The sequence below is a fragment of the Streptomyces sp. NBC_00154 genome (assembly GCF_026342835.1).
In the GTDB taxonomy this organism is placed as follows: Bacteria; Actinomycetota; Actinomycetes; order Streptomycetales; family Streptomycetaceae; genus Streptomyces.
Genome location: NZ_JAPEMI010000001.1, coordinates 2,082,571 through 2,108,282, shown reverse-complemented (window position 1 = coordinate 2,108,282; position 25,712 = coordinate 2,082,571). Strand labels below are relative to the sequence as shown.

Genomic DNA, 25,712 nt, shown 5'->3' with positions numbered 1-25,712 from the left:
TGCGCGTTCACCCGGCGGCGCAAGGCGCACAATCCTAGGATCTGTGAGGGAAGTCACCCGAACGCTCTGGGGGAATCCGTATGCCAGGCGCCATCCATGCCGAAGGCCTGGTGAAGACCTTCGGCGATGTACGAGCACTCGGCGGTGTTGATCTCGACGTGCCGGAAGGCACGGTCCTGGGCCTCCTCGGCCCCAACGGGGCCGGCAAGACGACCGCCGTACGTGTCCTGACGACTCTGCTCCGGCCGGACAGCGGCAGGGCGGTCGTGGCGGGCATCGACGTACTGAAGAGACCCGACGACGTCCGACGCTCGATCGGGCTCTCCGGCCAGTTCGCCGCGGTCGACGAGTATCTGACCGGCCGCGAGAACCTGCAGATGGTCGGTCAGCTCTACCAGATGAGCCGGCGCGACGCGAAGGCCCGGGCGGGGCAGCTGCTGGAACGGTTCAACCTCGCCGACGCGGCCGACCGGCCGACGAAGACGTACTCCGGAGGCATGCGCCGCCGCCTCGACCTGGCGGCGGCGCTCGTCGTCTCCCCGCCGGTGATGTTCATGGACGAGCCGACGACCGGCCTCGACCCGCGCAACCGGCAGCAGCTGTGGGAGGTCATCGAGGAACTCGTCGCAGGCGGCACGACGCTCCTGCTGACCACCCAGTACCTGGAGGAGGCCGACCGCCTGGCGCACGACATCTGCGTCATCGACCACGGCCTCGTCATCGCCCGCGGCACCTCCGACCAGCTCAAGGCCCAGACCGGCGGTGAGCGCGTCGAGGTCGTCGTCCACCAGCCCGACCAGATCGACCCGGCCCGGGCTGTCCTCGCCCACCTGGGCAAGGGCGAGGTCACCCTCACCCAGCACACCCGCAAACTGACCGTCCCGGTCTCCGGCGGCGCCAAACTGCTCGCCGAGATCATCCGGGACCTCGACTCCCGAGGGGTCGAGATCGACGACATCGGTCTGCGCCGCCCGACCCTCGACGACGTGTTCCTCTCGCTCACCGGTCATGTGGCCGAGCTGACGGAGACCGACGACAACGGGACCGTCCCCCGCGGACGCGGGGCGCAGACCGGCCGGAAGGCCGGACAGGAGGCCGCGAAATGACTGCCACGACGGAAACGCTGCACATCGCTGCCCCCCGCCCGGGCGGCTCCCTGGGCCGGTCGGTGCGCGACTCCCTCGTCGTCGCCCGGCGCAACCTGATCAGGATGACCCGGATCCCCGAGATGGTCATCTTCGGGCTGATCCAGCCGATCATGTTCGTGGTGCTGTTCAGCTACGTCTTCGGCGGCTCGATGATGATCGGCGGTTCCACCAGCCCCGCCGACTACCGCAACTTCCTGATGGCGGGCATCTTCGCCCAGACCGTGACCTTCGCCACCGCCGGCGCCGGCGCCGGTATCGCGGACGACATGCACAAGGGCCTCATCGACCGGTTCCGCTCGCTGCCCATGGCGCGCGGTGCGGTGCTCACCGGCCGTACGCTCGCCGACCTCGTCCAGACGACGCTCACCCTGGTCGTCCTCGCGGTCGTCGCCCTGCTGGTCGGCTGGCGCACCGAGGAGAACGCCGGCAAGGTGCTCGGCGGCTTCGCGCTGCTGCTCCTGCTGGGCTACGCCTTCTCCTGGATCGGGGCACTGATCGGTCTCTCGGTCCGCACCCCCGAAGCGGCCACCTCGGGCGGCCTCATCTGGCTCTTCCCGGTCACGTTCATCTCGAACGCCTTCGTGCCCACCGAGAACATGGCGAGCTGGCTCCAGCCGATCGCCGAATGGAACCCGTTCAGCGCGACCGTGCAGGCCTGCCGCGAGCTCTTCGGGAACCCGGGCGTCTCACCGTCCGACGCCTGGCCGATGGAACATCCCGTCTGGGCCTCGCTGATCTGGTCCGTGCTGATCATCGCGGTCTTCCGGACGCTGGCGGTCCGCAAGTACCGCTCGGCGGCCGCCTGAGGGCAGCAAGGAGCCCCGGCCGTCCCGCGGCCGGGGCTCCTTGCTGCCTACAGGTGTGGCGGGTCAGCCCGTGTACGGCTTCGCCTCGAGGATCTTCACCGAGGCCTTCTTGCCGTTCGGCAGCTCGTACTCGGCGTCCTCGCCCATCTTCTTGCCGTTCACGCCGGAACCGAGCGGGGACTGCGGGGAGTACGTCTCGATGTCCGCGCTCGCGTACTCGCGGGAGGCGAGCAGGAACGTCATGGTGTCGTCGAGATCGCCGTCGAACGCGATGGTGACGACCATGCCGGGCTCGACCACGCCGTCGTCGGCGGGGGCCTCGCCGACCTTCGCATGCTCCAGGAGCTGGGTGAGCTGGCGCACCCGCAACTCCATCTTGCCCTGCTCCTCCTTGGCCGCGTGGTACCCGCCGTTCTCCCGGAGGTCACCCTCCTCACGGGCCGCCGCGATCTTTACGGCGATCTCCGTGCGCGCGGGACCAGACAGGTACTCCAGCTCGGCCTTGAGCTGGTTGTACGCCTCCTGCGTGAGCCAGGTGACGTTTTCGCTGGTCTGGGTCACAGGTGCTCCTAGTCGGTACTGGAAATACAAAGCGTCGGTACTGGGAATACAAAGCATCGCCCTACCCAGAAGCATGTGCCTCCACGGGTGGGCGAAACCACGAGCCTAACAATTCCGCAGGAAAAGGGGGAGAAGGTAAACCGCTACGACCGCGTCAACGCAGGTCAGGGACGATAACCGCAGGTCGGAGCCGGTCCGTGGCGGTCAACGCGACGCCCCGCCGTCGGCGGTGCAGCCCAGCAGCTCCACGCTGGTCGCCCGCGACGTCGTACGCAACGAGACGATCCGGTCGATCCGGTCGGAGCGGTCGTCGAACCGGATGTCCTTGCGGGCCACGTCGTCGCCGTCCACGCGCTGCGAGCGGAGCGTGCAGTAGCCCTTCGCGTCCCGGTCCTTGCGAACCTCCAGGTGGACGTCGACCCGGTCGTCCGAGGCGATCTTGAACTTGATCACCTCGGCGCTGATCTCCTGACCCGCCACGTAGCCGTAACCGATCCAGCCGACCACGCCGAGCAGCGCGACGCCCAGCACCGAGCCGATGATTCTGAGCTTGCGGTCCGCGCGCTCGTCCGCGGAGCGCCCGTAGCGGCCCTCCGGAAGTGCTTCACGCACCGCAGTCATGATTGTTCCTTCCGTACCGGGGGATCGCGGAATTTTCCACCCCCGGCTTCGGTCACTATAGAAGTCTGCCACCCGCAGCCCGACCGCCACCCCGCACCGACGTCCCTACGGGACGGCACCACTCAATGGCGACCAATCACTGAGGATCGAGTCTTGACTGAGCAGCTTCGACTGATGGCCGTACACGCCCACCCCGACGACGAGTCGAGCAAGGGCGCGGCCACCATGGCCAAGTATGTGTCCGAGGGGGTGGACGTGCTGGTCGTGACCTGCACGGGCGGCGAGCGCGGCTCCATCCTCAACCCGAAACTCCAGGGCGACGCGTACATCGAGGAGCACATCCACGAGGTGCGCAAGAAGGAGATGGACGAGGCCCGGGAGATCCTGGGCGTCAAGCAGGAGTGGCTCGGCTTCGTCGACTCCGGACTGCCCGAGGGCGACCCGCTGCCGCCGCTGCCCGAGGGCTGCTTCGCACTGGAGGACGACGAGAAGGCGGCGGCGCGTCTCGTCCGGAGCATCCGCGCGTTCCGTCCGCACGTCGTCACCACGTACGACGAGAACGGCGGGTACCCCCACCCCGACCACATCATGACCCACAAGATCTCGGTGATCGCGTTCGACGGCGCCGCGGACACCGAGACGTTCCCCGAGGTGGAGTTCGGCCCGGCCTGGCAGCCGCAGAAGCTCTACTACAACCAGGGCTTCAACCGTCCGCGCACGGTGGCGCTGCACGAGGCGCTGCTCGCCCGCGGCCTGGAGTCGCCGTACGGCGAGTGGCTGGAGCGCTGGAAGGAGTTCGAGCGCGTCGAGCGGACGCTGACCACGCACGTTCCGTGCGCCGAGTTCTTCGAGATCCGGGACAAGGCGCTGATCGCGCACGCCACCCAGATCGACCCCGACGGCGGCTGGTTCCGGGTTCCGATGGACATCCAGCGGGAGGTCTGGCCGACCGAGGAGTACGAGCTGGCGAAGTCTCTCGTCGATACGTCCCTCCCCGAGAGCGACCTCTTCGCGGGCATCCGCGACAATGCCTGATATGTACGCGACCCAGGCACTGACCCACGTCATTCCTCTCGCCGAGGAATTCGACAAGAACAAGGTGACACCCGGCGTCCTCGGCTTCATCGTCTTCGCGGCGCTCGCGGTGGGCGTGTGGCTGCTGATGAAGTCCATGAACCGGCACATGGGCAAGGTGAACTTCGAGGAGGCACCGGATCCCGACGCGGTGTCCGCCGACGCCGGGACACCGGGAACCGGGGCCGGGCGCGCCCGGTAGCGCTCTGTCCCCACCCGCCGGACGGGCTTGATCCACCGCCCGTCCGGCACATACGAGTGCCCGGCAAGAGGCCTCGGCCCCGTCCTACGACCTCGCCCCCACCGGTACGCCCATGATTTCGCGGGCGTGGCGGGTCGGCGTCATGCCCAGGCGCCAGGCCTGCCAGCCGTCCTCCAGGTCGACCCCGCGGTTCAGGACCACCGTGAACGCCTCCGCGCAGTCCTCCAGCTTGCTGTCGCGGGTCGGACGGCCGGCCCCGAGCAGGTCGGCGAGTTCCTGCTGAGCCACCACCGTGCCCACCTCCGTGCCACCGGCCGACGCGTACGGCAGCAGTGTGCAGCGCAGGAAACGGGCCCAGTCGGCGCCCCGCGTGTCGCCGTACGAGTCGAACAACTGCGCCGCCTCGTCGCACAGGGCCAGCGCCTGCGGCGCGCGGTTGTTACCCGCGTCGATCAGAACCAGCTCGAGACACGTCCACGCCTCGCCGTGGGCGACACCGATCCGCCGGAAGTCGGCCCGGGCGTCGACCAACAGCTGCCGGGCGAAGCCGGAGTTACGCAGATTGCCGGTCTGGGCGGCCCGCTGGTCGCGGGTGACCCGGCCCGAGTGGTGCCGGGCACACGCCAGCCCGTACACATCCCGCATCCGGGAGAACATCGTGCGCGCCCGCTCCAGCTCCCGAACCGCCTGATCGGTGTCGCCGGTCTCCTCCAGGGCCTGCCCCAGGTAGTACAGCGTCCACGCCTCGCCCCGCGCGTCCTCGCTGTCCCGGTGCAGGGACAGCGCCCGGCGCAGCTCGTCGACCGCCGGGGCCGCGTCCCCGTCGAGCAGCCGGGCACGCGCCAGCTGGGTCAGCGCCCAGGCCTCGCCGCGCTCGTCACGGGTGCGGCCGTACAGATCCAGTGCCGTGCGCAGCGCCTCGTCGGCCCCCGCCACATCGCCCATCCGCAGCAGGGTCTGACCCAGCTGGAACCGCGCCCACGCCTCGCCGTGCAGCGACTCGCCCTCGCGGTGGAGGATCAGCGCCGTGTCGAGGAGGGCCAAAGCCTCGGCGAGACGACCGCGGTCACGCTCGACGGCGGCCAGCGCATGCAGCGACCACGCCCGGTCCGCGGCCTGCTCGTCCGAGGACTGCAGCCCGATCGCCTCGCGCAGCCGCACCGCCGCCTCGGTCAGATTGCCCTGGTGGTGCAGGGTGATGCCGAGCGAGCACAGCGCCAGCGCGGTGCCCGCCTCGTTCTGCGCCTCACGGTAGAGGCCGACGACCGAGGACAGGGTGGTACGGGCCTTGTCCAGCTCACCGAGCTGCCGGGCCGCGATACCGGTACGCCACTGGACCGACCGCTCGAGCAGCCCCTGGTCGACGGCCTGCGTCAACTCACTGATCTCGCCCAGCCGGTAGAGGTCGCCGCGCAGCAGGCAGTAGTCGCACAGCGCGCCCAGCAGATCCAGCACGGCCCCCTGGTCGACGCCCTCCGCATGCCGCAGCGCGGAGGTGATGAAGCTCGACTCGTCGTCCAGCCAGCGCAGCGCCGCGTCCAGCGAGGCGAAGCCGTGCGAGCCGAACTGCCCCGCCCGGGTCGACATCTTGCCGTCCACCATCCGGATCACCGCACCGGCGAGCTCCGCATAGTTGTGGATCAGCCGCTCCTGCGCGGCCGTACGGTCCGCCGCCCCCTCCTCGTCGAGCAGCCGGGCCAGGGCGAAGCCCCGTACCAGATCGTGCAACCGGTAACGCGAGCCCCGCACATGATCGAGGAGCCCGGCCCGGCACAGGACCGTCAGCAGCCGCTGCGCCTCCTGCTCCTCGGCGGACAGCAGCGCCGCGGCCGCCGCCGCGCCCAGGCTGGCACGCCCGGCCAGCGCGAGCCGGCGCAGCAGCCGCCGCGCCTGCTCGGACTGGTCGGTGTAGCGCAGCCACAGGGTCCGCTCGACGGGGGCGACCGGACCGTACGCGGCGAGATCGGTGGCCAGCGAGCTGCGGGTACGCGCCCCGAGCGAGGACCCCGCGACGCGCAGCGCCAGCGGCAGGCCGCCGCACAGCTCGGTGATGGTGTCGGTCGACTGGGAGTCGTACGGCCCCAGCTCCTGCTCCTCGGCCGACGCGCGCAGCAACTCCTCCGCGCCCGCCGCGTCCAGAGGCCCCACCGGCAGCTGGTGCACCCAGGCCGGGATGTCGGCGGGCAGGTCCAGGGGCGCGCGGGCGGTGACCAGGACCAGGCTGTCGGAGCGCTCGGGGATGAGCGTGCGGACCTGCGCCGGGTCGCCGGCGTCGTCGAGGACGACCGTCACCGGCGTACCGGTCAGATGCTGGTGGTACAGCTCGCCGAGCCGTCGCACCTGCTGCTCCCCGGAGGACCTACCCCAGGCTTTCGACCCCTCTCGACCGGGGGAGACCCCGTCCCGGAACAGCAGCTGCTCGCGGGGCGCGCCCAGGCGGTTCAGCAGATGCAGCAGTGCGTCACGGGTCGGCAGCGGGTTCTCGCCGGTGACGTCAGAGCGCAGATCCACCACGCAGGCGCCCCGGAACTGGTCCTTCAGTTCGTGTGCCGCCCGTACGGCGAGGGTGGTGCGGCCGGAACCGGGCTCGCCGTGCAGCACGACGACGGTCGGCTTCGTCTCCGTCGAGGCCCGGGCCGCGTGCACCCACCGGGCGATCTGCGCCAGCTCGGGCCGGCGACCCGCGAACGGCCCGTCGGGGGCGGGCAGATGACTGAAGGACTGGCCGAGCAACGACCGGGTGCGCGCCGCCGCACTGCGGTCCCCGCCGCGCAGCTGCGGCACGACGGTGGCGGCCTTCTTCTTCGGCGCACGGGACGACGCGGTCAGGATCCGCTGCTGGTCCAGGAACGGGCGTATGCCCCGCACCTCCAGCGCCGCCAGCCACTGCAGCCGCAGCTGCTCGGGGCCGCCGGGCTGACCCAGCGCACCCGCCTTCCGATGGGCGGCGGGCCAGTGCGAGGCGGTCACCTTGGCGACGGTGGTCGCGGCGCCCGCGACGGCGACGACGGCGCCCGCGCCGAGCGCCGGCCCGGCCGCAGTGCCGAGCGCGACATCCGCGCAGAATGCGGCAGCTGCAGCAACTCCCGTCACCAGCAGGGGAGTTCCCATCGTCGTTTTACTGAATCGCTGCGACAGGGGCTGCTGCCCGGCCTCCATCGCGTCGAGTGCCTGGACGTACGAGGCGTACTCCTCGCCCGCGTCGGCCACCAGGGAATCGAGGGCGGCCCGCCCGCGCGCCATCAGCGTCGCGGCGTCGGTCCGGCCGCCCGATCGGCGTACCTCTTCCTCCACGGCGCGTACCAACAGCCGTTCGGCTTCGGCCCGGTGGCTGTCCCGCATGTTCGTCCCCCTCCGAGAGCTTCGGTTCGGGACAAGTGTCCTGTGTGGGGCGGCTGAGCGCGAGAGAGCGAGGGGACCGGCCGTGACGGCCCGGGGTGCGAGTCACGGCCCTGGCCCGTGGCGTGCCGCAGCAGCTTCGCCCGGTGCGCAAGGATGGGGGTATGTCCAATCGACTCGCGCAGGTCACCTCGCCGTATCTCCTTCAGCACGCGGACAATCCGGTCGACTGGTGGCCGTGGTCGCCCGAGGCGTTCCAGGAGGCGCGCAATCGGAACGTGCCGGTGCTGCTGAGCGTCGGCTATGCGAGCTGTCATTGGTGCCATGTCATGGCGCACGAGTCTTTCGAGGACGAGGAGGTCGCCGCGTATCTGAACGCGCACTTCGTCCCGGTGAAGGTCGACCGCGAGGAGCGGCCCGACGTCGACGCCGTGTACATGGAGGCCGTGCAGGCCGCGACCGGTCAGGGCGGCTGGCCGATGACCGTCTTCCTGACCGCCGACGCCGAGCCCTTCTACTTCGGTACGTACTTCCCGCCCGAGCCCCGCCACGGTATGCCGTCCTTCCGCCAGGTGCTCGAAGGTGTCGTCTCCGCCTGGACCGACCGCCCCGACGAGGTCAACGAGGTCGCCGGGCGCATCGTCCGCGAACTGGGAGGCCGCTCGCTGGCGCACGGCGGGGAGGGGCTGCCGGGCGAGTCGGAGCCGGCGCAGGCGTTGCTCGGGCTGAGCCGTGAGTACGACGAGAAGCACGGCGGCTTCGGTGGCGCCCCGAAGTTCCCGCCGTCCATGACGATCGAGTTCCTGCTGCGCCACCACGCGCGCACCGGCGCCGAGGGCGCCCTCCAGATGGCCGCCGACACCTGTGAGGCGATGGCCAGGGGCGGGATGTACGACCAGCTCGCCGGCGGGTTCGCCCGGTACTCGGTGGACCGGGAATGGGTCGTGCCGCACTTCGAAAAGATGCTGTATGACAACGCGCTGCTCTGCCGGGTGTACGCCCATCTGTGGCGGGCGACGGGGTCCGAGCTGGCCCGTCGGGTCGCGCTGGAGACCGCCGACTTCATGGTGCGGGAGCTGCGGACCGCGGAGGGGGGGTTCGCCTCCGCGCTCGACGCGGACAGCGAGGACAGCGGCGGCAGGCACGTCGAGGGCGCGTACTACGTGTGGACGCCCGCGCAGCTGCGCGAGGTGCTGGGTGAGGAGGACGCCGCGTTCGCCGCCGAACACTTCGGGGTGACGGAGGAGGGCACTTTCGAGGAGGGCGCCTCCGTGCTGCAACTGCCGCGTACCGACCTGGCGGTGGATGCGGACCGGGCCGCCGATGTACGGGCCCGGCTGCTCGCGGCCCGCGAGGGGCGGGCGCGTCCCGGACGGGACGACAAGGTGGTGGCGGCCTGGAACGGTCTGGCGATCGCCGCGCTCGCCGAGGCCGGGGCGTACTTCGACCGTCCCGATCTGATCGAGCGCGCCACCGAGGCGGCCGACCTGCTGGTCCGGGTCCATATGGGTGACGTCGCCCGGCTGGCCCGGACGTCCAAGGACGGCCGGACGGGAGACAACGCCGGGGTGCTGGAGGACTACGGCGATGTCGCGGAGGGTTTCCTCGCGCTGGCCGCCGTCACCGGCGAGGGTGTCTGGCTGGAGTTCGCCGGCTTCCTGCTCGACATCGTGCTCCAGCACTTCACCGGCGAGGGCGGGCAGCTGTACGACACGGCGGACGACGCGGAACAGCTGATCCGCCGCCCGCAGGACCCCACCGACAGTGCGACCCCGGCGGGCTGGACGGCGGCGGCCGGGGCGCTGCTCTCCTACGCGGCACACACCGGCTCGGAGGCCCATCGCACCGCCGCGGAGGGTGCGCTGGGGGTGGTGAAGGCGCTCGGGCCGCGGGTGCCGCGGTTCATCGGGTGGGGACTCGCGGTCGCGGAGGCGTTGCTCGACGGTCCGCGCGAGGTGGCGGTCGCCGGTCCGGTCGGCGGCGAACTGCACCGCACGGCGCTGCTGGGGCGGGCACCGGGGGCGGTGGTCGCGGCGGGTGCGGCGGGCGGTACGGAGTTTCCGCTGCTGGCGGACCGGCCGATGGTGGACGGAGCGCCGACCGCATACGTCTGCCGGCACTTTGTGTGCGATGCGCCGACGACGGATGCGCAGGAGCTGGCGCGGAAGCTCGGGGAGTGAACCGGGCTCGGTCACCCGGGTCGACCGCGCCGGAGGCGTCAGAGTTTCAGGCCGCCCTCGAGCGTGTCCAGGGCCTGGTCGACCATCGCGATCAGGTCACCTTCCTGACCGTGCTCGCCCCAGTACAGCGTCACCTCGCGCAGCGCCCCCAGCACCGCCGCGATGAACACCCGGACCTGCAGGTCGTCGGCGCTGCGGCCGCTGCGGTCGGCGAGTACCCGGGCCAGGGCCTTCGCGGTGTCCGACATGGTCTGCGACATCCGCGCCCGGATCGCGGGCACCTCCACCATCAGCCGGGTGCGCCGGCGAAGTTCCTCCTCCTCGGTGGTGAGGAGCGCCGCCAGTGCCTCCGTCACGACGAACCGCAGTGACTGCAGCGGCGGTTCGTCCGCGGGGCGGTTGCGCAGCTCCGCTTCCATGAGGGGGTCGTACTCGTCGGTGAGGACGATGTCCTCCTTGGTCGCGAAGTACCGGAAGACGGTGCTCGGCGACACCTCGGCCGCCTCCGCGATCTGCTCGATCGTGGTCGCGTCGTACCCCTGCTCGGCTATCAGCCGGTACGTCGAGCGTCGGATCGCCGTCCTGGTCTTGAGCTTCTTCCGTTCGCGCAGCCCCGGCCGGGGCTGCGCCTCGACGGAGGTGGGAGGCGAGGTACGGGAGGTGGCGGCCATGATCGCCATTGTCGGGCATCGACGGGTTCCGGGGCCATGCGGGCGTCCACCGGTCCGGGCCGGAGCGGTGGCATGCAAAGTGGCCGCGGCTTTCGGGCCGCGGCCACTGAGGGGCAGGAGGGGAAGGGCGCTCAGCTGTGGTTGTACGCCACGAGCGAGATGCCGACGTAGTGCACGACGAACGCCGCCAGGGTCAGCGAGTGGAAGACCTCGTGGAAGCCGAACCATCGGGGTGACGGGTTGGGCCGTTTGATTCCGTAGATGACGCCGCCGGCGCTGTAGAGCAGCCCGCCGACGATCACCAGGACGAGCACCGCGATCCCGCCGGTGCGCATGAAGTCGGGCAGGAAGAAGACCGCCGCCCATCCCATCGCTATGTAGCAGGGCGTGTAGAGCCAGCGGGGGGCGCCGACCCAGAACACCCGGAAGGCGATGCCGGCCACGGCCGCCGCCCAGACCGCCCACAGCAGCGGGCGCCCGGTCGACTCCGGGAGCAGCAGCAGGGTCAGTGGTGTGTAGGTGCCCGCGATGATCAGGAAGATGTTGGCGTGGTCGAGCCGGCGCAGCACCGCCTCGCCGCGTGGACCCCATGTGCCGCGGTGGTAGACCGCGCTCACTCCGAAGAGCAGGCATGCGGTCACGATGTAGATGCCGCAGGCGATCCGGCCGCGGGTGCTGTCCGTGAGCGCGATCAGCACGATTCCCGCGATCAGCACCGCGGGGAACATTCCGGCGTGCAGCCAGCCGCGCAGGTGTGGCTTCACCGGGAACGGCGCCGCCTCGGCCGGGTCGAGCCCGGCTGGTGCGACCTCGGGTTCGGCCTCGGCTGGTTCGGGCGCGGCGGCAGCAGTCATGTCGGCATGCTACCTACGCCACCGTAGGTTGCGAACTCGAGTGGCGATGCTCACGTGGGCGGCCCCCTGGACATATGGGCGAATCGGTCGGATGATCAAATGAGTGCGGTCGGCACCGGATGAGCGGCTACGAAGCATCCGGGTCGCGGCCCCCACGGGGCACCTACCAAGAAGACACCCTCAACAAGGAGCGATCGTGGCGCGCGACATCGCGGCTCCCCTCACTGTTCCCACCCGTCACCAGGAGCTTGTCACCTGGGTGAACGAGATCGCAGCCCTCACCCAGCCGGACCGTGTGGTCTGGTGCGACGGCTCCGAGGCCGAGTACGAGCGCCTGTGCGGGGAGCTCGTGGCCAACGGCACGTTCACCAAGCTCGACGAGACGAAGCGGCCGAACTCGTACTACGCCGCCTCCGACCCGAGCGATGTGGCCCGTGTCGAGGACCGCACCTTCATCTGCTCCGAGAAGGAGGAGGACGCGGGCCCGACGAACCACTGGAAGGCCCCCGCCGAGATGCGGGAGATCTTCACCGGTGAGCAGGGTGTCTTCCGCGGGTCCATGCGCGGTCGCACGATGTACGTCGTCCCGTTCTGCATGGGCCCCGTCGGCTCTCCGCTGTCCGCGATCGGCGTCGAGATCACCGACTCCGCGTACGTCGCCGTCTCGATGCGCACCATGACGCGCATGGGCCAGGCCGTCCTCGACGAGCTCGGCACGGACGGCTTCTTCGTCAAGGCCGTCCACACGCTGGGCGCACCCCTGGAGGAGGGCCAGGAGGACGTTCCGTGGCCGTGCAACTCCACCAAGTACATCTCGCACTTCCCCGAGGACCGTGAGATCTGGTCGTACGGCTCCGGCTACGGCGGCAACGCCCTGCTCGGCAAGAAGTGCTACGCGCTCCGCATCGCGTCGGTGATGGCCCGCGACGAGGGCTGGCTCGCGGAGCACATGCTGATCCTGAAGCTCACGCCGCCGCAGGGTGAGTCGAAGTACGTCGCCGCTGCGTTCCCGAGCGCCTGTGGCAAGACCAACCTCGCCATGCTGGAGCCCACGATCTCCGGCTGGACCGTCGAGACCATCGGCGACGACATCGCCTGGATGCGGTTCGGCGAGGACGGCCGCCTCTACGCGATCAACCCCGAGGCCGGTTTCTTCGGCGTCGCGCCCGGCACCGGCGAGCACACCAACGCCAACGCCATGAAGACCATGTGGGGCAACTCCGTCTTCACGAACGTCGCGCTCACCGACGACGGCGACGTGTGGTGGGAGGGCATGACCGAGACGGCCCCCGCCCACCTCACGGACTGGAAGGGCAACGACTGGACGCCCGCGTCCGAGACGCCCGCCGCCCACCCCAACGCCCGCTTCACCGTGCCGGCCGGGCAGTGCCCGATCATCGCGCCGGAGTGGGAGGACCCGAAGGGTGTGCCGATCTCGGCCATCCTCTTCGGTGGCCGCCGCGCCTCGGCCGTGCCGCTGGTCACCGAGTCCTTCGACTGGCAGCACGGTGTCTTCCTCGGTGCCAACGTGGCCTCCGAGAAGACCGCCGCCGCCGAGGGCAAGGTCGGCGAGCTGCGCCGCGACCCGTTCGCCATGCTGCCGTTCTGCGGCTACAACATGGGCGACTACATGAACCACTGGATCAAGGTCGGCGCCGACAAGCCCGACCAGTCCAAGCTGCCGAAGATCTACTACGTGAACTGGTTCCGCAAGAACGAGGCGGGCAAGTTCGTGTGGCCTGGCTTCGGTGAGAACAGCCGCGTCCTCAAGTGGATCGTCGAGCGGCTGGAGGGCAAGGCCGAGGGCGTCGAGACGCCGATCGGCATCCTGCCCGCCAAGGGCTCCCTGGACACCAACGGCCTGGACCTCTCCGAGTCCGAGCTGGACTTCCTGCTCACGGTCGACAAGGAGGTCTGGCGCGAGGAGGCGGCGCTGGTCCCCGAGCACCTCAACACCTTCGGTGACCACACGCCGAAGGAGCTGTGGGACGAGTACCGCGCGCTGGTCCAGCGTCTGGGCTGACGCCCGCCGGGGCGCACTCCCGAAGTGCGCCCCCCATGCACACTCCGCGGCCGGGCCTCCCGACATCCACCCTGACCTGTGGGTCAACGGCCCGACGCGGTACGGCCCCCGGAACTCCCTCACGGTTCCGGGGGCCGCCCTTTCCCGCCCCTCTTATAGAGAACGTCCGCACAGTGCTGCAGGTCCGCGTACGAGATCTTCACAGTGCTGCACTATTTCTTCACATTGCCTCCGGTGGGGGCGCACGGGGGCCGGCCGGGCATGTGCGGGGCTCAGTTCGCCCGGCCCCGGTCCTCCAGGTACCGCGTATGCGTCTGCTGCCGGCGCGCCTCGGCCTCCCGCAGCCTCGCGGCCAGCGACTCCGCCTCCCGGTGCAGCAGTGACAGCTGCTGTTCGAGCGGGCGCTCGGGCGGCTCGGTGCCCGGCGTCAGCCGCGTCCACCAGCGGGTCCGCAGATACGTGTCGACGGATTCAGGGATGTCCTGGTGCACGGCGCGGGACAGGGCGTGGATGGCTTCCGGGTCGGCGGCGAGGGCCTCGGAGACCCAGCCGGGTGCGAGCAGCCCCTCCAGCAGCCCGGTCAGCTCGGCGAGCCGCCCGGAGGCGGCGGGCGGCAGCTCCACTTCGGTCAGATACTCCCGCAGGGTCGCGAAGTCGGCCCGCACCGTCTCCAGCTGCGACGACGGATCGGGGAAGTCCGGGGTGGGCGGCCGCTCGGGCGGGGCGATCAGTGCGCCCGCGCCGTACAGCCCGACGATCACCGCCGGCCAGTACGCACCGGCGAGTCCGGTGAAGGTGAGGGCGAGCCCGGCGATCCCGCACGCACTCCCGGTGAGGTTCTTGCGGGACTCGACGTACGCCATGACCCGGCCCGATGCTCTACTGGTAGCCACGGATCTCCTCAAATGCCCCGTCCAGGGAGCCCGGCCCCTGGTCCTTCGTCGCGTCGAAGAGCCGGCCGCCGGTCAGGGTGGCGATCGCGTCCAGTTCCGCACGGTCCGAGTCGCCGAAGACGACCGGGAAGACGGGGGTGACGCGGCGGGCCGCCGGGAGCGAGCGGTAGAAGGCGGCGAAGTCGTCGGCCGAGTCGCCCGTCGTGTTCTCGCCGTCCGTCATCAGGACGATCGAGGTGAACGCGGACTCGGTGTCCGGGCCCAGCCGGTCGTAGGCCGACTCCAGACTCGAAAAGATCGCGGTTTCGCCGCTCGCGGTCAGGGCGGTGGTGTCCGCCTTGATCGCCGCGAGCCCGGCCCGCGGGTCGGCGGGATCGACCGTATGCGTGCGTGCCCGCTTCACCGACGAGCCGAACGGCAGCAGTGTGACCTCCTCCCGTTCCCGGAAGTCCCCGGTCAGCCCGGTCAGCGCCGCCTTCAGCTTCCGCAGCCGCTCGCCCTCCATGGACCCGGACGTGTCCAGCACGTACACGGTGCGTGACGGCCGCCGGAGCTTGTTCTCGTAACTGTCGAGCAGTCCGTCCGCGACGGATCGCGAGCCGGGGAACGGAAGTTCCCGGCGGGCCTCGGCGGCCAGCGGCGCCGCCGGCCGTACGGAGGTGACGACCGGTCGGCGGAACGTCTCCCGGGTCAGCTGCCGCTGCACGGCGGGGGAGCGGAGGTACGAGGTCAGGGCGCGGACCGCGTCCTTGGCGTCGGGCGAGGCGGCGGAGAGCAGGCTCAGCGGGTAGTCGGCCGTCACCACACCGTCGCGCGGGCGGATCACGGTGAGCCCGGTGTGACTGTCCCGGTTGAGGGAGAGCAGCACGGACTCGTAGTTGATCAGCGCGTCGACCGTGCCGCGCCGGGCGTACGCGGTGGCCAGCCAGCCGGATGACCCCGAGGTCAGCCGCTGCCCGCCGAAGAACTCCTTCAGCTTCCCGCTCGCCTTGCGGACATCGGCGTCGGTCAGTGCGGACTGGGCGCCGGACAGCGCTGAGGCGACCGAAACCAGTGCGGAGAAGCCGGAGTTGGAACGAGCCGGGTCAGTCATGCCGTACGTCAGCCGCCCGTCGGCGACCGCCTGGTGCACCTGCGTCCAGGTGACGTCCGACGGGTCCCAGCCGAGGCGTTTCACCACCGACGGCTTGACGCCGAGGGCGACCGGCGAGGTCATCAGCGGGGTCTCGGAAGTGATCCGCTTCGCCGCGTCCGGACGGAGCCGCAGATAGTCGTCGGACGACAGCCACACCGCGTCGTACGCCCCGTCCGCCTTCCCGGACCCGAGCTGTTCGACGGCGTCGAGCGTCCCGGTCCAGGTGGGCCGCACGGTGATCCCGGTCGCCTTCCGCGCCTGCTCCAACAGGGGTTTCATATCGGCGAGTTCACTGGATGCGAGCACCCGCAGCGTCCCGGCGCGAGGGGCACCGTCGTCCTTCTTCCCGGGCGGCGCGGGACCGTCCGTCGCCGAACACGCCGCCAGCGGTACGAGCACCGCGGCGGCCAGCAGCGACACGAGTGTGCGCGACACCCGGCGCCGCAGCCTTCTCAGCCGGCCCGTCATCCGAGACCACCGCCATCGAGGACGCCCGCGGACCGGCTGCGCTCCAAGTGTGTTCTCGCCTGCTGGAGTTCGGCTGTCAGCGACTCGACGGTCGCCGCCATGGACTCGGTCGCCTGCACCTTGTACGTGTCGATCGCGTCCAGCGTCCGGTAGATCTGCTGGAACGCCGTCCGCAGCGTCTCCGCTCCCACCGCAGGGTCGGCGGCGATCCGCTGGATCTCCCCGCTCTGCGTGGCGAGCATCTCCGCGTTGCCGCGGATCAGATCCTCCGTCGTGGAGCGCAGCACCTGGACCTGTTCACTCACCTTGCGCTGGCTCTCCAGCGCCGATGCCAGCATCACGGCGATCCGCAGCGCGGAGACCGTCGTGGTCGCGGCCCGGTCGACGCCCCTGATCAGCTCCTCGTTGTTGCGGCGTACGACGTCCATCGCCAGATACCGTTCCTAGCCAGTGCGTGAGTGAGTCTTGGACCCACTGCTGCGTACTGGGCGCATCCCGAACGGTTTTGGATGCACTGGGTTCCCGCTTTCGCTTCCCGCTCGGCGGCACGCCTCCAGGGGCGTGGTCCGTGGTGGGTGGGCGGGTTCCGTCACGCCCCCGGGCGCCTGGTCCGGCCTGGACGGTCCGATGCCCCGCACGATCGCTCTGGTCGTGTGGGGGCGGTGCCGCCCGACGCCGGATCGGGTGTCCGAGGGCGCGTCGTCCGATCGTGATGCCCGCGGCATCGTGACGGGACATGATGCGGTGTGGAGTGGACAGCGGTTTCTGCCAGTGCTGGGCACCCCACATGCTGGTGTAGGCGGGGTCGACCGCAACAATGCTCAGGCTGTGTTCGGCGGCCATGGACACCAGCCGGGCCTTGAGTTTCCCGGTGGGCATGCCGGAGATGAGCTGCCTGAATCGCTTGCGGCGGCCGTGCTTCTCCCGGGTCTTCTCGGCGGTGAAGTCGAGGCCTTCGATACCGATCGCGGCGACACCGACACGCACCGCCCAGTTGATCAACCGGGTCAGGGCGTGGCGGATCTGTGCGTCGCGGTGCGTGATGGTCCCGAACAGGTCGTAGGGGAAGCGGTGCGGCCCGCCGATGGGGTTGCCGTGCCGGTCGAGGTGGTAGGCGGCGAAGTGGTCGGCGTTGGTGTCGACGCCGATCATGTCCCGGGCGCGGGCGGCGGCCAGCGACATGGTCTGGACGATGGGGCGTTGCCAGGATGCGGTGAGGTACCAGCGTCCGCGGTCCACGTCGAGGTGGATGCGGTAGGCCACGGACCGGTTCGCGGTGATGCGGTCGGCCCACTCCGCGCCCCGGTGCGCGAACGCGATACGGGAGGTGAGGGTGTACCGGCCGTGCCGGGTGTTGGCCAGGTGCGCGAGCGGAACGGGTAGCTTGACGGACACTTCGCCGTCCGGGGTGACGCGGATCGTCTAGTTCCCGAACCGCTTCCCCGACTCGCCATCGGCAGCAAGGAACCAGCGTTCCGCCTCCCATCGTTCCCGCCACTCGTCTTCGGTGAGACGGGCCTGGGTGAGGTGGTGGCGGGTGTTCAGGAGACGCTTGCCGCCGCGTGCCACCCGCACCCGTCCGGCCTGCCAGTCGGCAACAGCAGCGGTGTGCCGGTCTTCCAGCATCGAAAGACGGCGGGACTTGCGGAACCACTCGTTCTTCGACCGGTAGCCACCCGCCGCGCGCTTGGTGCCCTTCTCCCCGATCGGGAGGGACAGGCGGTGCCGCAGCGTCTTGATCCCGGCTGCCAGGTTCTGGATATACGCCGCCTGGCAGCGGCGTGCGAGCGCCCACTGATCGTGGGTGGCCTTGGTGATGGCCCCGGCGATCCGCGACGACGACAGTGCGGTCAGGTCCCGCTTACGCGCTGCCCAGGTGTCCGCATTGTGCTCCAGACCCTCCGCACAACGGGCCTTGAGATCACCGGAAGCCAGCGCACCCTGATGCGCACCGACCGCACGCAGCACCATCTCGTCCTGGGACGTGAGGTGCTTGAGACGGTCCCGGATCGCCACCCCGCGCGGCCCGGGTACCACGAAGGAATCCGTCAGCTTCCGTAAGCCACCCACCACATCACCCCCACCCAGGCCAGACACCTGCCACCCAGCCCAACGAGCAACAGCCGCCAAGGTCACCCATTCGACCCCAGAACCCCCGTTCCCACCCCTGCGAACCCACCGACAGGACTCACTCTCGCTCACCGCAACTCACTTCAGCTCAGCAAACCAACAGCAGCTCACAACCCCTTGGCAGCGAGGGCCTTCACCACATCGGGATCGGCGAAGAACTCCGCCTTCTCCGACCCGATCACTCCACGCACGGTCTTCGTTGCCATATTCCGGACGGAGTTGGGTGGACGGAAGGTGAAGTGCGCATCCCAGTACGCAACGGGAGCGGCCGATGTCAGATGTGTGGCACCCGGTCCACGCGCCTCCGCGGCCCGTGGACCGGGGCCGTCAGAGGGCGCCGACCAGCCGTACGGGGGCGGGGGCGGGCGCGGTGGTGCCGGTCGCGGCGGCGGGCGGCGGGGTGGTCACGGCGGCCATCGCCGCCGTGTGCGCGTCCATCCGCTCGGCCGCGAGGATCGCGGCCGCGGTGTCGGCGCGGGATGCGGCCACCACCAGCGCGCGGCCCGCGAGGGCGTGCGCGCGGCGGTGGAGCGTGTGCGGTGCGGCGTCGGTCAGGCCGGCGTGCCGGGCGGGCGGTGCGCCGCGCAGCCGCGCGACCTGCTCGGCGATGCGGTCGCCCGCCTCGCCGAGGCCGAGCTCGTCGGTGACCGCGAGGAGCGCGGCCAGGTGCCCGGCCAGCTGGATGTCCAGCTCCTCCTCGCGGGAGCGGTGCGGGAAGTCGTCGGCGTGGTCGGCCGGTGTGTGGACCGATTTGGTGCGGATCGGTTCGTACATGGATGGCCTCCTGGTATTGCTTGGAACCATCCTAGCTTGGAATCAGTCTAAAGTTGTCCGCGATCCGATACTGTGGGCCGCCGCCCTGGTCAGGGCTGGCTGTATCCGTCCAGGAAGTTGCCGATCCGCTGGACGGCATCCGTCAGATCCTCGGTCGAGGGCAGCGTCACGATGCGGAAGTGATCGGGCTCCGGCCAGTTGAATCCCGTACCCTGCACGACCATGATCTTCTCGGCCCGCAGCAGGTCGAGGACCATCTGCCGGTCGTCCTTGATCTTGTGGACCTTGGGGTCGAGCCGCGGGAAGAGGTACAGCGCACCCTTCGGCTTCACGCAGGTGACCCCGGGGATCTGCGTCAGCAGGTCGTACGCGACGTCCCGCTGCTCCAGGATCCGGCCGCCCGGCAGCACCAGGTCGTTGATCGACTGCCGCCCGCCGAGCGCTGTGGCCACCGCGTGCTGTGACGGCATATTGGCGCAGAGCCGCATATTGGCGAGGATGGTCAGCCCCTCGATGTACGAGGAGGCGTGCGCCTTCGGGCCGCAGACCGCCAGCCACCCCGACCGATATCCGGCGACCCGGTAGTTCTTGGAGAGACCGTTGAAGGTCAGCACCATCAGATCGGGCGCGATGGCTGCGGTCGGGGTGTGGGTCGCTCCGTCGTACAGGATCCGGTCGTAGATCTCGTCGGAGCAGACGACCAGGTTGTGGCGCCGGGCGATCTCCGTCAGCCCGCGCAGCATCTCGTCGTCGTAGACCGCGCCCGTCGGGTTGTTCGGGTTGATGATCACGATCGCCTTGGTGCGGTCGGTGATCTTCCGCTCGATGTCGGCGAGGTCCGGCATCCAGTCGGCCTGCTCGTCGCACCGGTAGTGCACCGCAGTGCCGCCGGCCAGCGACACCGAGGCGGTCCACAGCGGATAGTCCGGAGCGGGTACGAGCACCTCGTCGCCGTCGTCGAGCAGCGCCTGCATCGACATCTGGATCAGCTCGGAGACGCCGTTGCCCAGGTAGATGTCCTCGACGCCGAGGTCGATCCCCTTGGTCTGGTAGTGCTGCATCACCGCCCGGCGCGCCGACAGCAGGCCCTTCGCGTCGCCGTAGCCGTGCGCCGCGGCGAGGTTGCGCAGGATGTCTTCGAGAATCTCGGGCGGGCACTCGAACCCGAACGCGGCAGGGTTGCCGGTGTTCAGCTTGAGGATGCGGTGACCGGCCGTTTCCAGCCGCATGGCCTCCTCGAGCACGGGGCCCCGGATTTCGTAACAGACATTGGCGAGCTTTGTGGACTGGATGACCTGCATGTCAGCGAGCTTACGGCCGTGTTTCACCGGCTGCGCGGGGATTCCCCGCAGGTTGACCCACCCGGGTAGCGCCGCCCGCCCGCCGCGTCTTCCATCGCCATGTGCGCCCCGCCCCGGACAGTGGGATCCCCGGGCGCGGGCGGGGGCGGAGCTTGGAATAGGGGTGTGACGGGCCGGACCGGTGAGATGCGCCACGTGAGGGAGGCGGGGGCCGTGACCGAGGCCCCCGGCGGCGGGTGGACCACCGTATGAAAGAGGGATGCGCGGCGCGGAGGGCCTCGCCTCGAAGCGGTCGGTACGGCCCGCCGGGAAGGCGGGCGGGGGGCCGGATGGGCCGCGCCCTCGGCCCGCCGCCCGGTGCGTTCACTCCGGCAGACGGGTGCCCTCCGGGAGACGGATGCCGAAGTCGGCCGAGAGGACCCGCAGCACCTCGTCGCCGCCCGCCAGTTCCCGCTCCTTGCGCGTGCCGTCCGGAGCGGTCTCCACGAGCCTGCGGCCCATCAGTGCGAGATGGGCTTCCGGGGTGGTGCGCTGGACGTACAGCACGTGCTGGAACGGGGAGCGCGGGTTGGTCGCGATGTGCCAGTTGATGACCTCGTAGTCCGGTGCCTCGAACGGCTCCAGCGTGAACGCGTACTGGTCCTCCCACTCCCCGCCCGGGGCGTGCGTCTGCAGTTTCCACAGCTCCAGTGGGCCGTCGTGCGGTGCGTGGACGAGCCGGTGACGACGCGGGGCGTCGTGGAGCTCCGCGTCCGCCACCAGCGGGATCGGCTCCAGTAGCGAACTGTTCGCACCGAAGCCGACGTCCGCGAGATACGGGGTCGGCTCACCCGTTACCTCGACCCGCATGAGCATGTGGGTGCGGGGCCTTACGTCCCCGGGCGCGGCACCCATCAGTACGCGGGCGCAGAGCAGTGTGATCTTGAAGCCCAGTGCGGTCAGTGCGGCGGCGAGCAGGGTGTTCTGCTCGTAGCAGTAACCGCCGCGCTTGCTGCGTACGAGCTTCGCCTGCAGATCCGCGAGCGCGAGCGAGGGCGCGCTGCCGAGCACGGGATCCAGGTTCTCGAACGGGATGCCCAGTGCGTGGGCGCGGTGCACGGAGCGCAGCACCTCCACGGTGGGGAGCCGCTCGCCGGTCCAGCCGATACGGGCGAGGTACGCGTCGAGGTCGAGCCCGGACTCATGGTCGGTCGTCATGAATCGACCGTACGCAATCGGGGCGGCGGGGTGCCTCCGGCCATGAGGTGATCCGGCTGGTGCGAGCGGCTTCCACGGACGCTCGCCGGGGCCCGGGGGCTTCCTCAGCAGACCGTGCCCGGACCGGCCGCCGTGGCTCGCAACAGATCGCGCACCAGGTCGAAGTCGATGTTCTCCGGCTTGCGGAAGCGCAGGCACGCCTTGGCCATGTCGTATCCGGCCAGCCGCTCCTCGAAGGCCTCGCGGACGTCGGTGCGCAGCAAGTAGAAGGAGATGTAGTTCTTCTGGCTGGCGAAGGCGACCTCGCTGACGCCGTTGCGCTCGTAGGCGGGCATCCCGTACGCCATCACCTCGACGAATCCTTCGAGTTCCTGACGGCACATCTGCCGCAGTCTGCCCAGGGCCTCCTGGCGCTCCTGCGGGATCTCGGCCAGGTATCCGTCGACATCTTCAGCCGCGCTCTGCACCATGCGACGAGCCTAAGGGCTGTCCCGTGATCCCTGGCGGGCGCGCGACGACAGCTGCGGTGCCTCGCCGCGTGGTCGGAACGCCCGAATACATCCCGTATGCGGACGTCCCTCCGCCCTACGATGCACCGCATCCGACGCCGCGCGGTGATCCACCAGGAATGTCGGGACAGCCCTCAGGCCGAAAACAGGCTCTTGCTCCGCACGGGCGCGCCCCTAACAATGCGCATGACAAAGCCGAAGGAACCCTTCGGTCATAGAGGTCACAGAGGGGACCCCCACATGAAAATGCCTCTCGTCGGCGCACTCTTCGCCGTTCTGCTCCTCGGAGCCGGAGCGGCCCCCGCTGTCGCGGCCACGAGCCACGACGCGGCCGCGCCCACGGCCAAGGCCGCCGCACCGCGGGCCGTCAAGGCCAAGGCCGTCAACTTCGCCGGGACCGTCGCGCTCAGCAACTGTTCCGGCTCCGTCGTCCGGACCGCCGCTTCGCTGCCGTCCGACCCGGCTCTCGTGCTCTCCAACGGGCACTGCATGGAGACCGGCTTCCCGGGCCCGGGTGAGGTCGTCTTCAACCGGTCGTCCACCCGCAGCTTCACCCTGCTGAACTCCGCGGGCAGCGGCGTCGGCACCCTGCGCGCCAGCAAGATTGCGTACGGGACGATGACCGACACCGACATCTCGCTGTACCAACTCACGCGCACCTACGCCCAGATCGAGAGCACCTACGGGATCAAGGCGCTGGAGCTCAACGCCGCGCACCCGGTCCAGGGCACCGCGATCACGGTCGTCTCCGGCTACTGGAAGCGCACGTACAGCTGCAATGTCGACGGCTTCGTCTACCGCCTCAAGGAGGGCGAGTGGACCTGGAAGGACTCGGTCCGCTACACCTCCGCCTGCCGGACCATCGGCGGCACCTCCGGCTCCCCGGTGATCGACAACGCGACCGGCAAGGTCGTCGCCGTCAACAACACCGGTAACGAGGACGGGCAGCAGTGCACGGACAACAACCCGTGCGAGGTCGACGAGAGCGGCAACGTGACGGTCCGTCAGGGAATCAACTACGCCCAGGAGACCTACGGCATCGTGCCGTGCATCGGCACCGGTAGCCAGATCGATTTGAGCCGGGCGGGGTGCGCGCTGCCCAAGCCCTAGCGGCAGGCCGTCCCGCGAGGTATGTCCCGGTATCGGAGCGCGCTTCTCTGCGGAGGGGCGCGCTCCGTACAATGCGCCGTCATGAGCCATCGGAATGACCAGAACAGGGCAGTCTTTGTCGACGCCTCGGGGCGGCGCGGCCGCTTCATGAAGTACGCGGCTGCGTTCCTCGGTGTCGTCTGCATGCTCTTCCTCGGGACCGTTGTGGTCGGGCTCTCCGGCTCGGGACCGGTGGGTGGCTCCCTGCCCTGGGGCGGGAACGGGGGCGACAAGCCGCCGGTGCGGGCAGAGCACTCGCCCTCGCCGGTGGACGCTCCCCGCCCCAAGCCGCCCGTCTCCACGGCAGGAGCCGCCAAGGGCACCGGCGCCGCGTCCGCGAGCCCCGGACCCACCACCCGCCCGGCCGGCACGGCCACCGGCTCCGCGCCCGCCTCCGCGCCGCCTGCCCCCGCGCCGACCACAGGCGCGACGTCCGCCCCCGCGCCCGGCAACGCCGACGGCAACCCGGGCCGTGGCACTCCGGCGGCGCCCGCCGCCACCGGCAAGGGGAAGAACCATTGACCAGGCATGCTCAACGTCGTGAGCCCCGCGCCCACTGGGTGCTGTTGATACTGACACTGGCGGCTGCCGCCACGGCGTTGGTGTTCAGCGGATACGGCCGTCATGAGATAGCCCCGACCTCCCCGTCCGCCGCCTGCGCCGCCGCCGGGTCGGCTCCCTTCCAGGGCGGCCCTGTTGTCCGCCTGGATCCCAAGACGGGGGGCGTCCGCGCATCGGAGGTGCTGCCCGGTACCGTCGCGCTCACCTATGACGGCGGCCCGGACCCGGCCTGGACCCCGCGCCTGTTGGACCTGCTCCGCGAGCACCACGCCAAGGCGACGTTCTTCCTCACCGGCACCGAGGCCGCCGCTCATCCCGATCTCGTACGGCGGATCAAGGACGAGGGCCACGAGATCGGCTCGCACACCTACACCGACGCCGACCTCGGCTCCGTCTCCGGTATCCGTGCGGGCCTGGAGCTCTCCCTCACCCAGAACACCCTCGCCGGTACCGCGGGCGTCGGCACCCCGCTGCTGCGCCTGCCGCACACGAGCACCACCGCGAGCCTCTGCGGCGAGCAGTGGGAGGCCGGGCGGCGCGCCATCCTCGACGGTTATGTGCTGGTCGCCGCCGATGGCTCTCGGAGCCCGGAGCGTGGCGCCGTACGGCAGTTCACCGGCTCGGCCGAGGCAGTGACGGAGACCGGGAAGCTGTTCCGGGCGGCAGCCGACGACGACCTGAGGTACACCACCGTCAGCAAGGGGCTCGGTCAGCCCTCGGCGATGTACGAAGTGAGCACGCTCTCCGAGTGGAGGGGCACCGCCGTCGTCCTGGCGCAGCAGGGCGCCCGGGCCTTTGCCGACGGGATGACCTGGCTGCTGGCCGTCGCCGGAGCGCTCACCTTGCTGCGGCTCGTCCTGCTGCTCACCGTGGCCCGTGTCCATGTGAAGCGGGTGCGCACGAAGCGGAGTCGGCGCCGTGGCGCGATGCGGCTGCCCCCGCTCACCGATCCGGTCTCGGTGATCGTTCCCGCGTACAACGAGGAGGCGGGCATCGAAGCGACCGTACGCTCGCTGCTCGCGTCCACCCATGAGTACGTGCAGGTCATCGTGGTGGACGACGGGTCCAGCGACCGTACGTACGAAATCGCCGAATCCATCCCCGATCCCCGGGTAATGGTCGTCCGCCAGCCCAACGGGGGCAAGGCGAGTGCCCTCAACACCGGTCTGGCCTGGGCCCACTTCGACATCGTCGTGATGATCGACGGTGACACCGTCTTCGAACCGGAGGCCATCCGCAATCTGATCCAGCCGCTCGCCGACCCGCGCGTCGGCGCGGTCAGTGGCAATACGAAGGTCGGCAACCGCCGCGGGATCCTGGGGCGTTGGCAGCATCTCGAGTACGTCATCGGGTTCAACCTCGACCGCCGGATGTTCGACGTCATGGAGTGCATGCCGACGGTTCCCGGTGCGATCGGGGCGTTCCGGCGTGAGGCGCTGATGGGCGTCGGCGGTGTCAGCGAGGACACCCTGGCCGAGGACACGGACCTCACGATGGCGCTCTGCAGGGCCGGATGGCGGGTGGTCTACGAGGAGTCGGCCATCGCCTGGACCGAGGCGCCGTCCTCTGTCCGGCAGCTGTGGAAGCAGCGCTACCGCTGGTGCTACGGGACACTCCAGGCGATGTGGAAGCACCGTAGGGCCGTGGTCGAACGTGGCCCGGCGGGCAAGCTGGGCCGGCGGGGACTGACCTATCTCGCGCTCTTCCAGACGGTTCTTCCGTTGCTCGCGCCGCTGGTCGATGTCTTCGCGCTGTACGGTCTGCTCTTCCAGGACGCCGGCCAGGCGGGCCTGGTGTGGCTCGGTTTCACCGCTGTCCAGGTCTTCGGCGCGGTGTACGCACTCCGGCTGGACCGGGAGAAGTTCGAGCCGCTGTGGAGTCTGCCGCTCCAGATCTTCGTCTACCGGCAGTTGATGTACCTGGTGGTGGTCCAGTCGGTGGTGACCGCGCTGCTCGGGAACCGGCTCGGATGGCAGCGCATGCACCGCACCGGTTCGGCCACGGACACGTGGGAGCAGCAGCCCGTCAGCCGCTGAGCGGGCTGTCGCCGCCTTGGGCGACCGCCGCCTCTGGCTGGAGGAGCGGGCGGAAGGATTCGGATCATCGTGAGCCGCAA

20 protein-coding genes and 2 pseudogenes are annotated in these 25,712 nt (G+C 70.2%); 9 read left to right on the top strand and 13 right to left on the bottom strand.

Going from position 1 to position 25,712, the window contains the following annotated elements; genetic code table 11:
- Positions 1 to 80: 80 nt before the first annotated feature.
- Together OHA03_RS09190 and OHA03_RS09185 are read left to right on the top strand one after the other, a co-directional pair.
- Positions 81 to 1,106: an ATP-binding cassette domain-containing protein gene (locus OHA03_RS09190; RefSeq protein WP_267002602.1), complete on the top strand. Its 1,026-nt coding sequence runs from the start codon at positions 81 to 83 to the stop codon at positions 1,104 to 1,106.
- Complete coding sequence (locus tag OHA03_RS09185) at positions 1,103 to 1,954, top strand: ABC transporter permease (protein ID WP_267002600.1); 852 nt, start codon at positions 1,103 to 1,105, stop codon at positions 1,952 to 1,954. The genes OHA03_RS09190 and OHA03_RS09185 overlap by 4 nt, the downstream gene beginning before the upstream one ends.
- Positions 1,955 to 2,017: 63 nt before the next feature.
- On the opposite strand, the gene greA is transcribed toward OHA03_RS09185, so the two are convergent.
- Together greA and OHA03_RS09175 are read right to left on the bottom strand one after the other, a co-directional pair.
- A complete protein-coding gene (gene greA / locus OHA03_RS09180) occupies positions 2,018 to 2,515 on the bottom strand; it encodes a transcription elongation factor GreA (protein WP_267002598.1) in 498 nt (165 codons plus the stop codon).
- Between the two features lie 204 nt (positions 2,516 to 2,719).
- A complete protein-coding gene (locus tag OHA03_RS09175) occupies positions 2,720 to 3,136 on the bottom strand; it encodes a DUF4307 domain-containing protein (protein ID WP_267002596.1) in 417 nt (138 codons plus the stop codon).
- A 153-nt stretch (positions 3,137 to 3,289) separates the two neighbouring features.
- On the opposite strand from OHA03_RS09175, the gene mca reads away from it, so the two are divergent.
- Both mca and OHA03_RS09165 read left to right on the top strand, forming a co-directional pair.
- Positions 3,290 to 4,171: a mycothiol conjugate amidase Mca gene (gene mca, locus OHA03_RS09170; RefSeq protein ID WP_267002594.1), complete on the top strand. Its 882-nt coding sequence runs from the start codon at positions 3,290 to 3,292 to the stop codon at positions 4,169 to 4,171.
- A 1-nt stretch (position 4,172) separates the two neighbouring features.
- Complete coding sequence (locus OHA03_RS09165; RefSeq protein ID WP_267002592.1) at positions 4,173 to 4,412, top strand: hypothetical protein; 240 nt, start codon at positions 4,173 to 4,175, stop codon at positions 4,410 to 4,412.
- 84 nt (positions 4,413 to 4,496) lie between these two features.
- Here the strand turns inward: OHA03_RS09165 and OHA03_RS09160 are convergent, their stop codons facing one another.
- Entirely contained in the window at positions 4,497 to 7,754 is a 3,258-nt protein-coding gene (locus tag OHA03_RS09160; protein ID WP_267002590.1) for a tetratricopeptide repeat protein, read from the bottom strand.
- A 161-nt stretch (positions 7,755 to 7,915) separates the two neighbouring features.
- Here OHA03_RS09160 and OHA03_RS09155 point away from each other — a divergent pair, with 161 nt between their 5' ends.
- On the top strand, positions 7,916 to 9,931 hold the full coding sequence (locus OHA03_RS09155; RefSeq protein ID WP_267002588.1) for a thioredoxin domain-containing protein: 2,016 nt from the start codon (positions 7,916 to 7,918) through the stop codon (positions 9,929 to 9,931).
- Positions 9,932 to 9,969: 38 nt separating this feature from the next.
- Here the strand turns inward: OHA03_RS09155 and OHA03_RS09150 are convergent, their stop codons facing one another.
- On the bottom strand, positions 9,970 to 10,602 hold the full coding sequence (locus OHA03_RS09150) for a TetR/AcrR family transcriptional regulator (protein WP_267002586.1): 633 nt from the start codon (positions 10,600 to 10,602) through the stop codon (positions 9,970 to 9,972).
- Between the two features lie 131 nt (positions 10,603 to 10,733).
- Positions 10,734 to 11,456, bottom strand: coding sequence for a hemolysin III family protein (locus OHA03_RS09145; RefSeq protein ID WP_267002584.1), 723 nt, complete (start codon positions 11,454 to 11,456; stop codon positions 10,734 to 10,736).
- Between the two features lie 196 nt (positions 11,457 to 11,652).
- Between OHA03_RS09145 and OHA03_RS09140 the strand changes: the two genes are divergently transcribed.
- Complete coding sequence (locus OHA03_RS09140) at positions 11,653 to 13,479, top strand: phosphoenolpyruvate carboxykinase (GTP) (protein WP_267002582.1); 1,827 nt, start codon at positions 11,653 to 11,655, stop codon at positions 13,477 to 13,479.
- A gap of 272 nt (positions 13,480 to 13,751) precedes the next feature.
- Here OHA03_RS09140 and OHA03_RS09135 read toward each other — a convergent pair whose 3' ends face one another.
- From OHA03_RS09135 to OHA03_RS09100, 8 genes and pseudogenes are all read right to left on the bottom strand, one after another.
- The gene (locus OHA03_RS09135) at positions 13,752 to 14,342 is read right to left on the bottom strand and encodes a hypothetical protein (RefSeq protein WP_267007983.1); all 591 of its coding nucleotides are present in this window, start codon (positions 14,340 to 14,342) and stop codon (positions 13,752 to 13,754) included.
- A gap of 16 nt (positions 14,343 to 14,358) precedes the next feature.
- Complete coding sequence (locus tag OHA03_RS09130; protein ID WP_267002580.1) at positions 14,359 to 15,975, bottom strand: substrate-binding and VWA domain-containing protein; 1,617 nt, start codon at positions 15,973 to 15,975, stop codon at positions 14,359 to 14,361.
- Positions 15,972 to 16,412: pseudogene (locus tag OHA03_RS09125) on the bottom strand (toxic anion resistance protein); the annotation flags it as partial. The gene OHA03_RS09130 and the pseudogene OHA03_RS09125, both read right to left, overlap by 4 nt.
- 25 nt (positions 16,413 to 16,437) lie before the next feature.
- A pseudogene (locus OHA03_RS09120) lies at positions 16,438 to 18,045 on the bottom strand (IS200/IS605 family accessory protein TnpB-related protein); the annotation flags it as partial.
- A 387-nt stretch (positions 18,046 to 18,432) separates the two neighbouring features.
- Positions 18,433 to 18,879, bottom strand: coding sequence for a hypothetical protein (locus OHA03_RS09115; RefSeq protein WP_267002578.1), 447 nt, complete (start codon positions 18,877 to 18,879; stop codon positions 18,433 to 18,435).
- Positions 18,880 to 18,968: 89 nt separating this feature from the next.
- On the bottom strand, positions 18,969 to 20,180 hold the full coding sequence (locus OHA03_RS09110; RefSeq protein ID WP_267002576.1) for a pyridoxal phosphate-dependent aminotransferase: 1,212 nt from the start codon (positions 20,178 to 20,180) through the stop codon (positions 18,969 to 18,971).
- Between the two features lie 363 nt (positions 20,181 to 20,543).
- Positions 20,544 to 21,377: an arylamine N-acetyltransferase gene (locus tag OHA03_RS09105; RefSeq protein ID WP_267002574.1), complete on the bottom strand. Its 834-nt coding sequence runs from the start codon at positions 21,375 to 21,377 to the stop codon at positions 20,544 to 20,546.
- A gap of 104 nt (positions 21,378 to 21,481) precedes the next feature.
- Positions 21,482 to 21,847, bottom strand: a complete 366-nt coding sequence (locus OHA03_RS09100) for an iron chaperone (protein ID WP_267002572.1) — start codon at positions 21,845 to 21,847, stop codon at positions 21,482 to 21,484.
- Between the two features lie 279 nt (positions 21,848 to 22,126).
- Here OHA03_RS09100 and OHA03_RS09095 point away from each other — a divergent pair, with 279 nt between their 5' ends.
- The 3 genes from OHA03_RS09095 (at position 22,127) to OHA03_RS09085 (ending at position 25,632) form a co-directional block, all read left to right on the top strand.
- Positions 22,127 to 22,996, top strand: a complete 870-nt coding sequence (locus OHA03_RS09095) for a serine protease (protein WP_267002570.1) — start codon at positions 22,127 to 22,129, stop codon at positions 22,994 to 22,996.
- 81 nt (positions 22,997 to 23,077) lie between these two features.
- Entirely contained in the window at positions 23,078 to 23,557 is a 480-nt protein-coding gene (locus OHA03_RS09090; RefSeq protein ID WP_267002568.1) for a hypothetical protein, read from the top strand.
- Positions 23,554 to 25,632: a bifunctional polysaccharide deacetylase/glycosyltransferase family 2 protein gene (locus OHA03_RS09085; RefSeq protein WP_267002566.1), complete on the top strand. Its 2,079-nt coding sequence runs from the start codon at positions 23,554 to 23,556 to the stop codon at positions 25,630 to 25,632. Before OHA03_RS09090 ends, OHA03_RS09085 begins: the two co-directional genes overlap by 4 nt.
- Positions 25,633 to 25,712 lie beyond the last annotated feature (80 nt).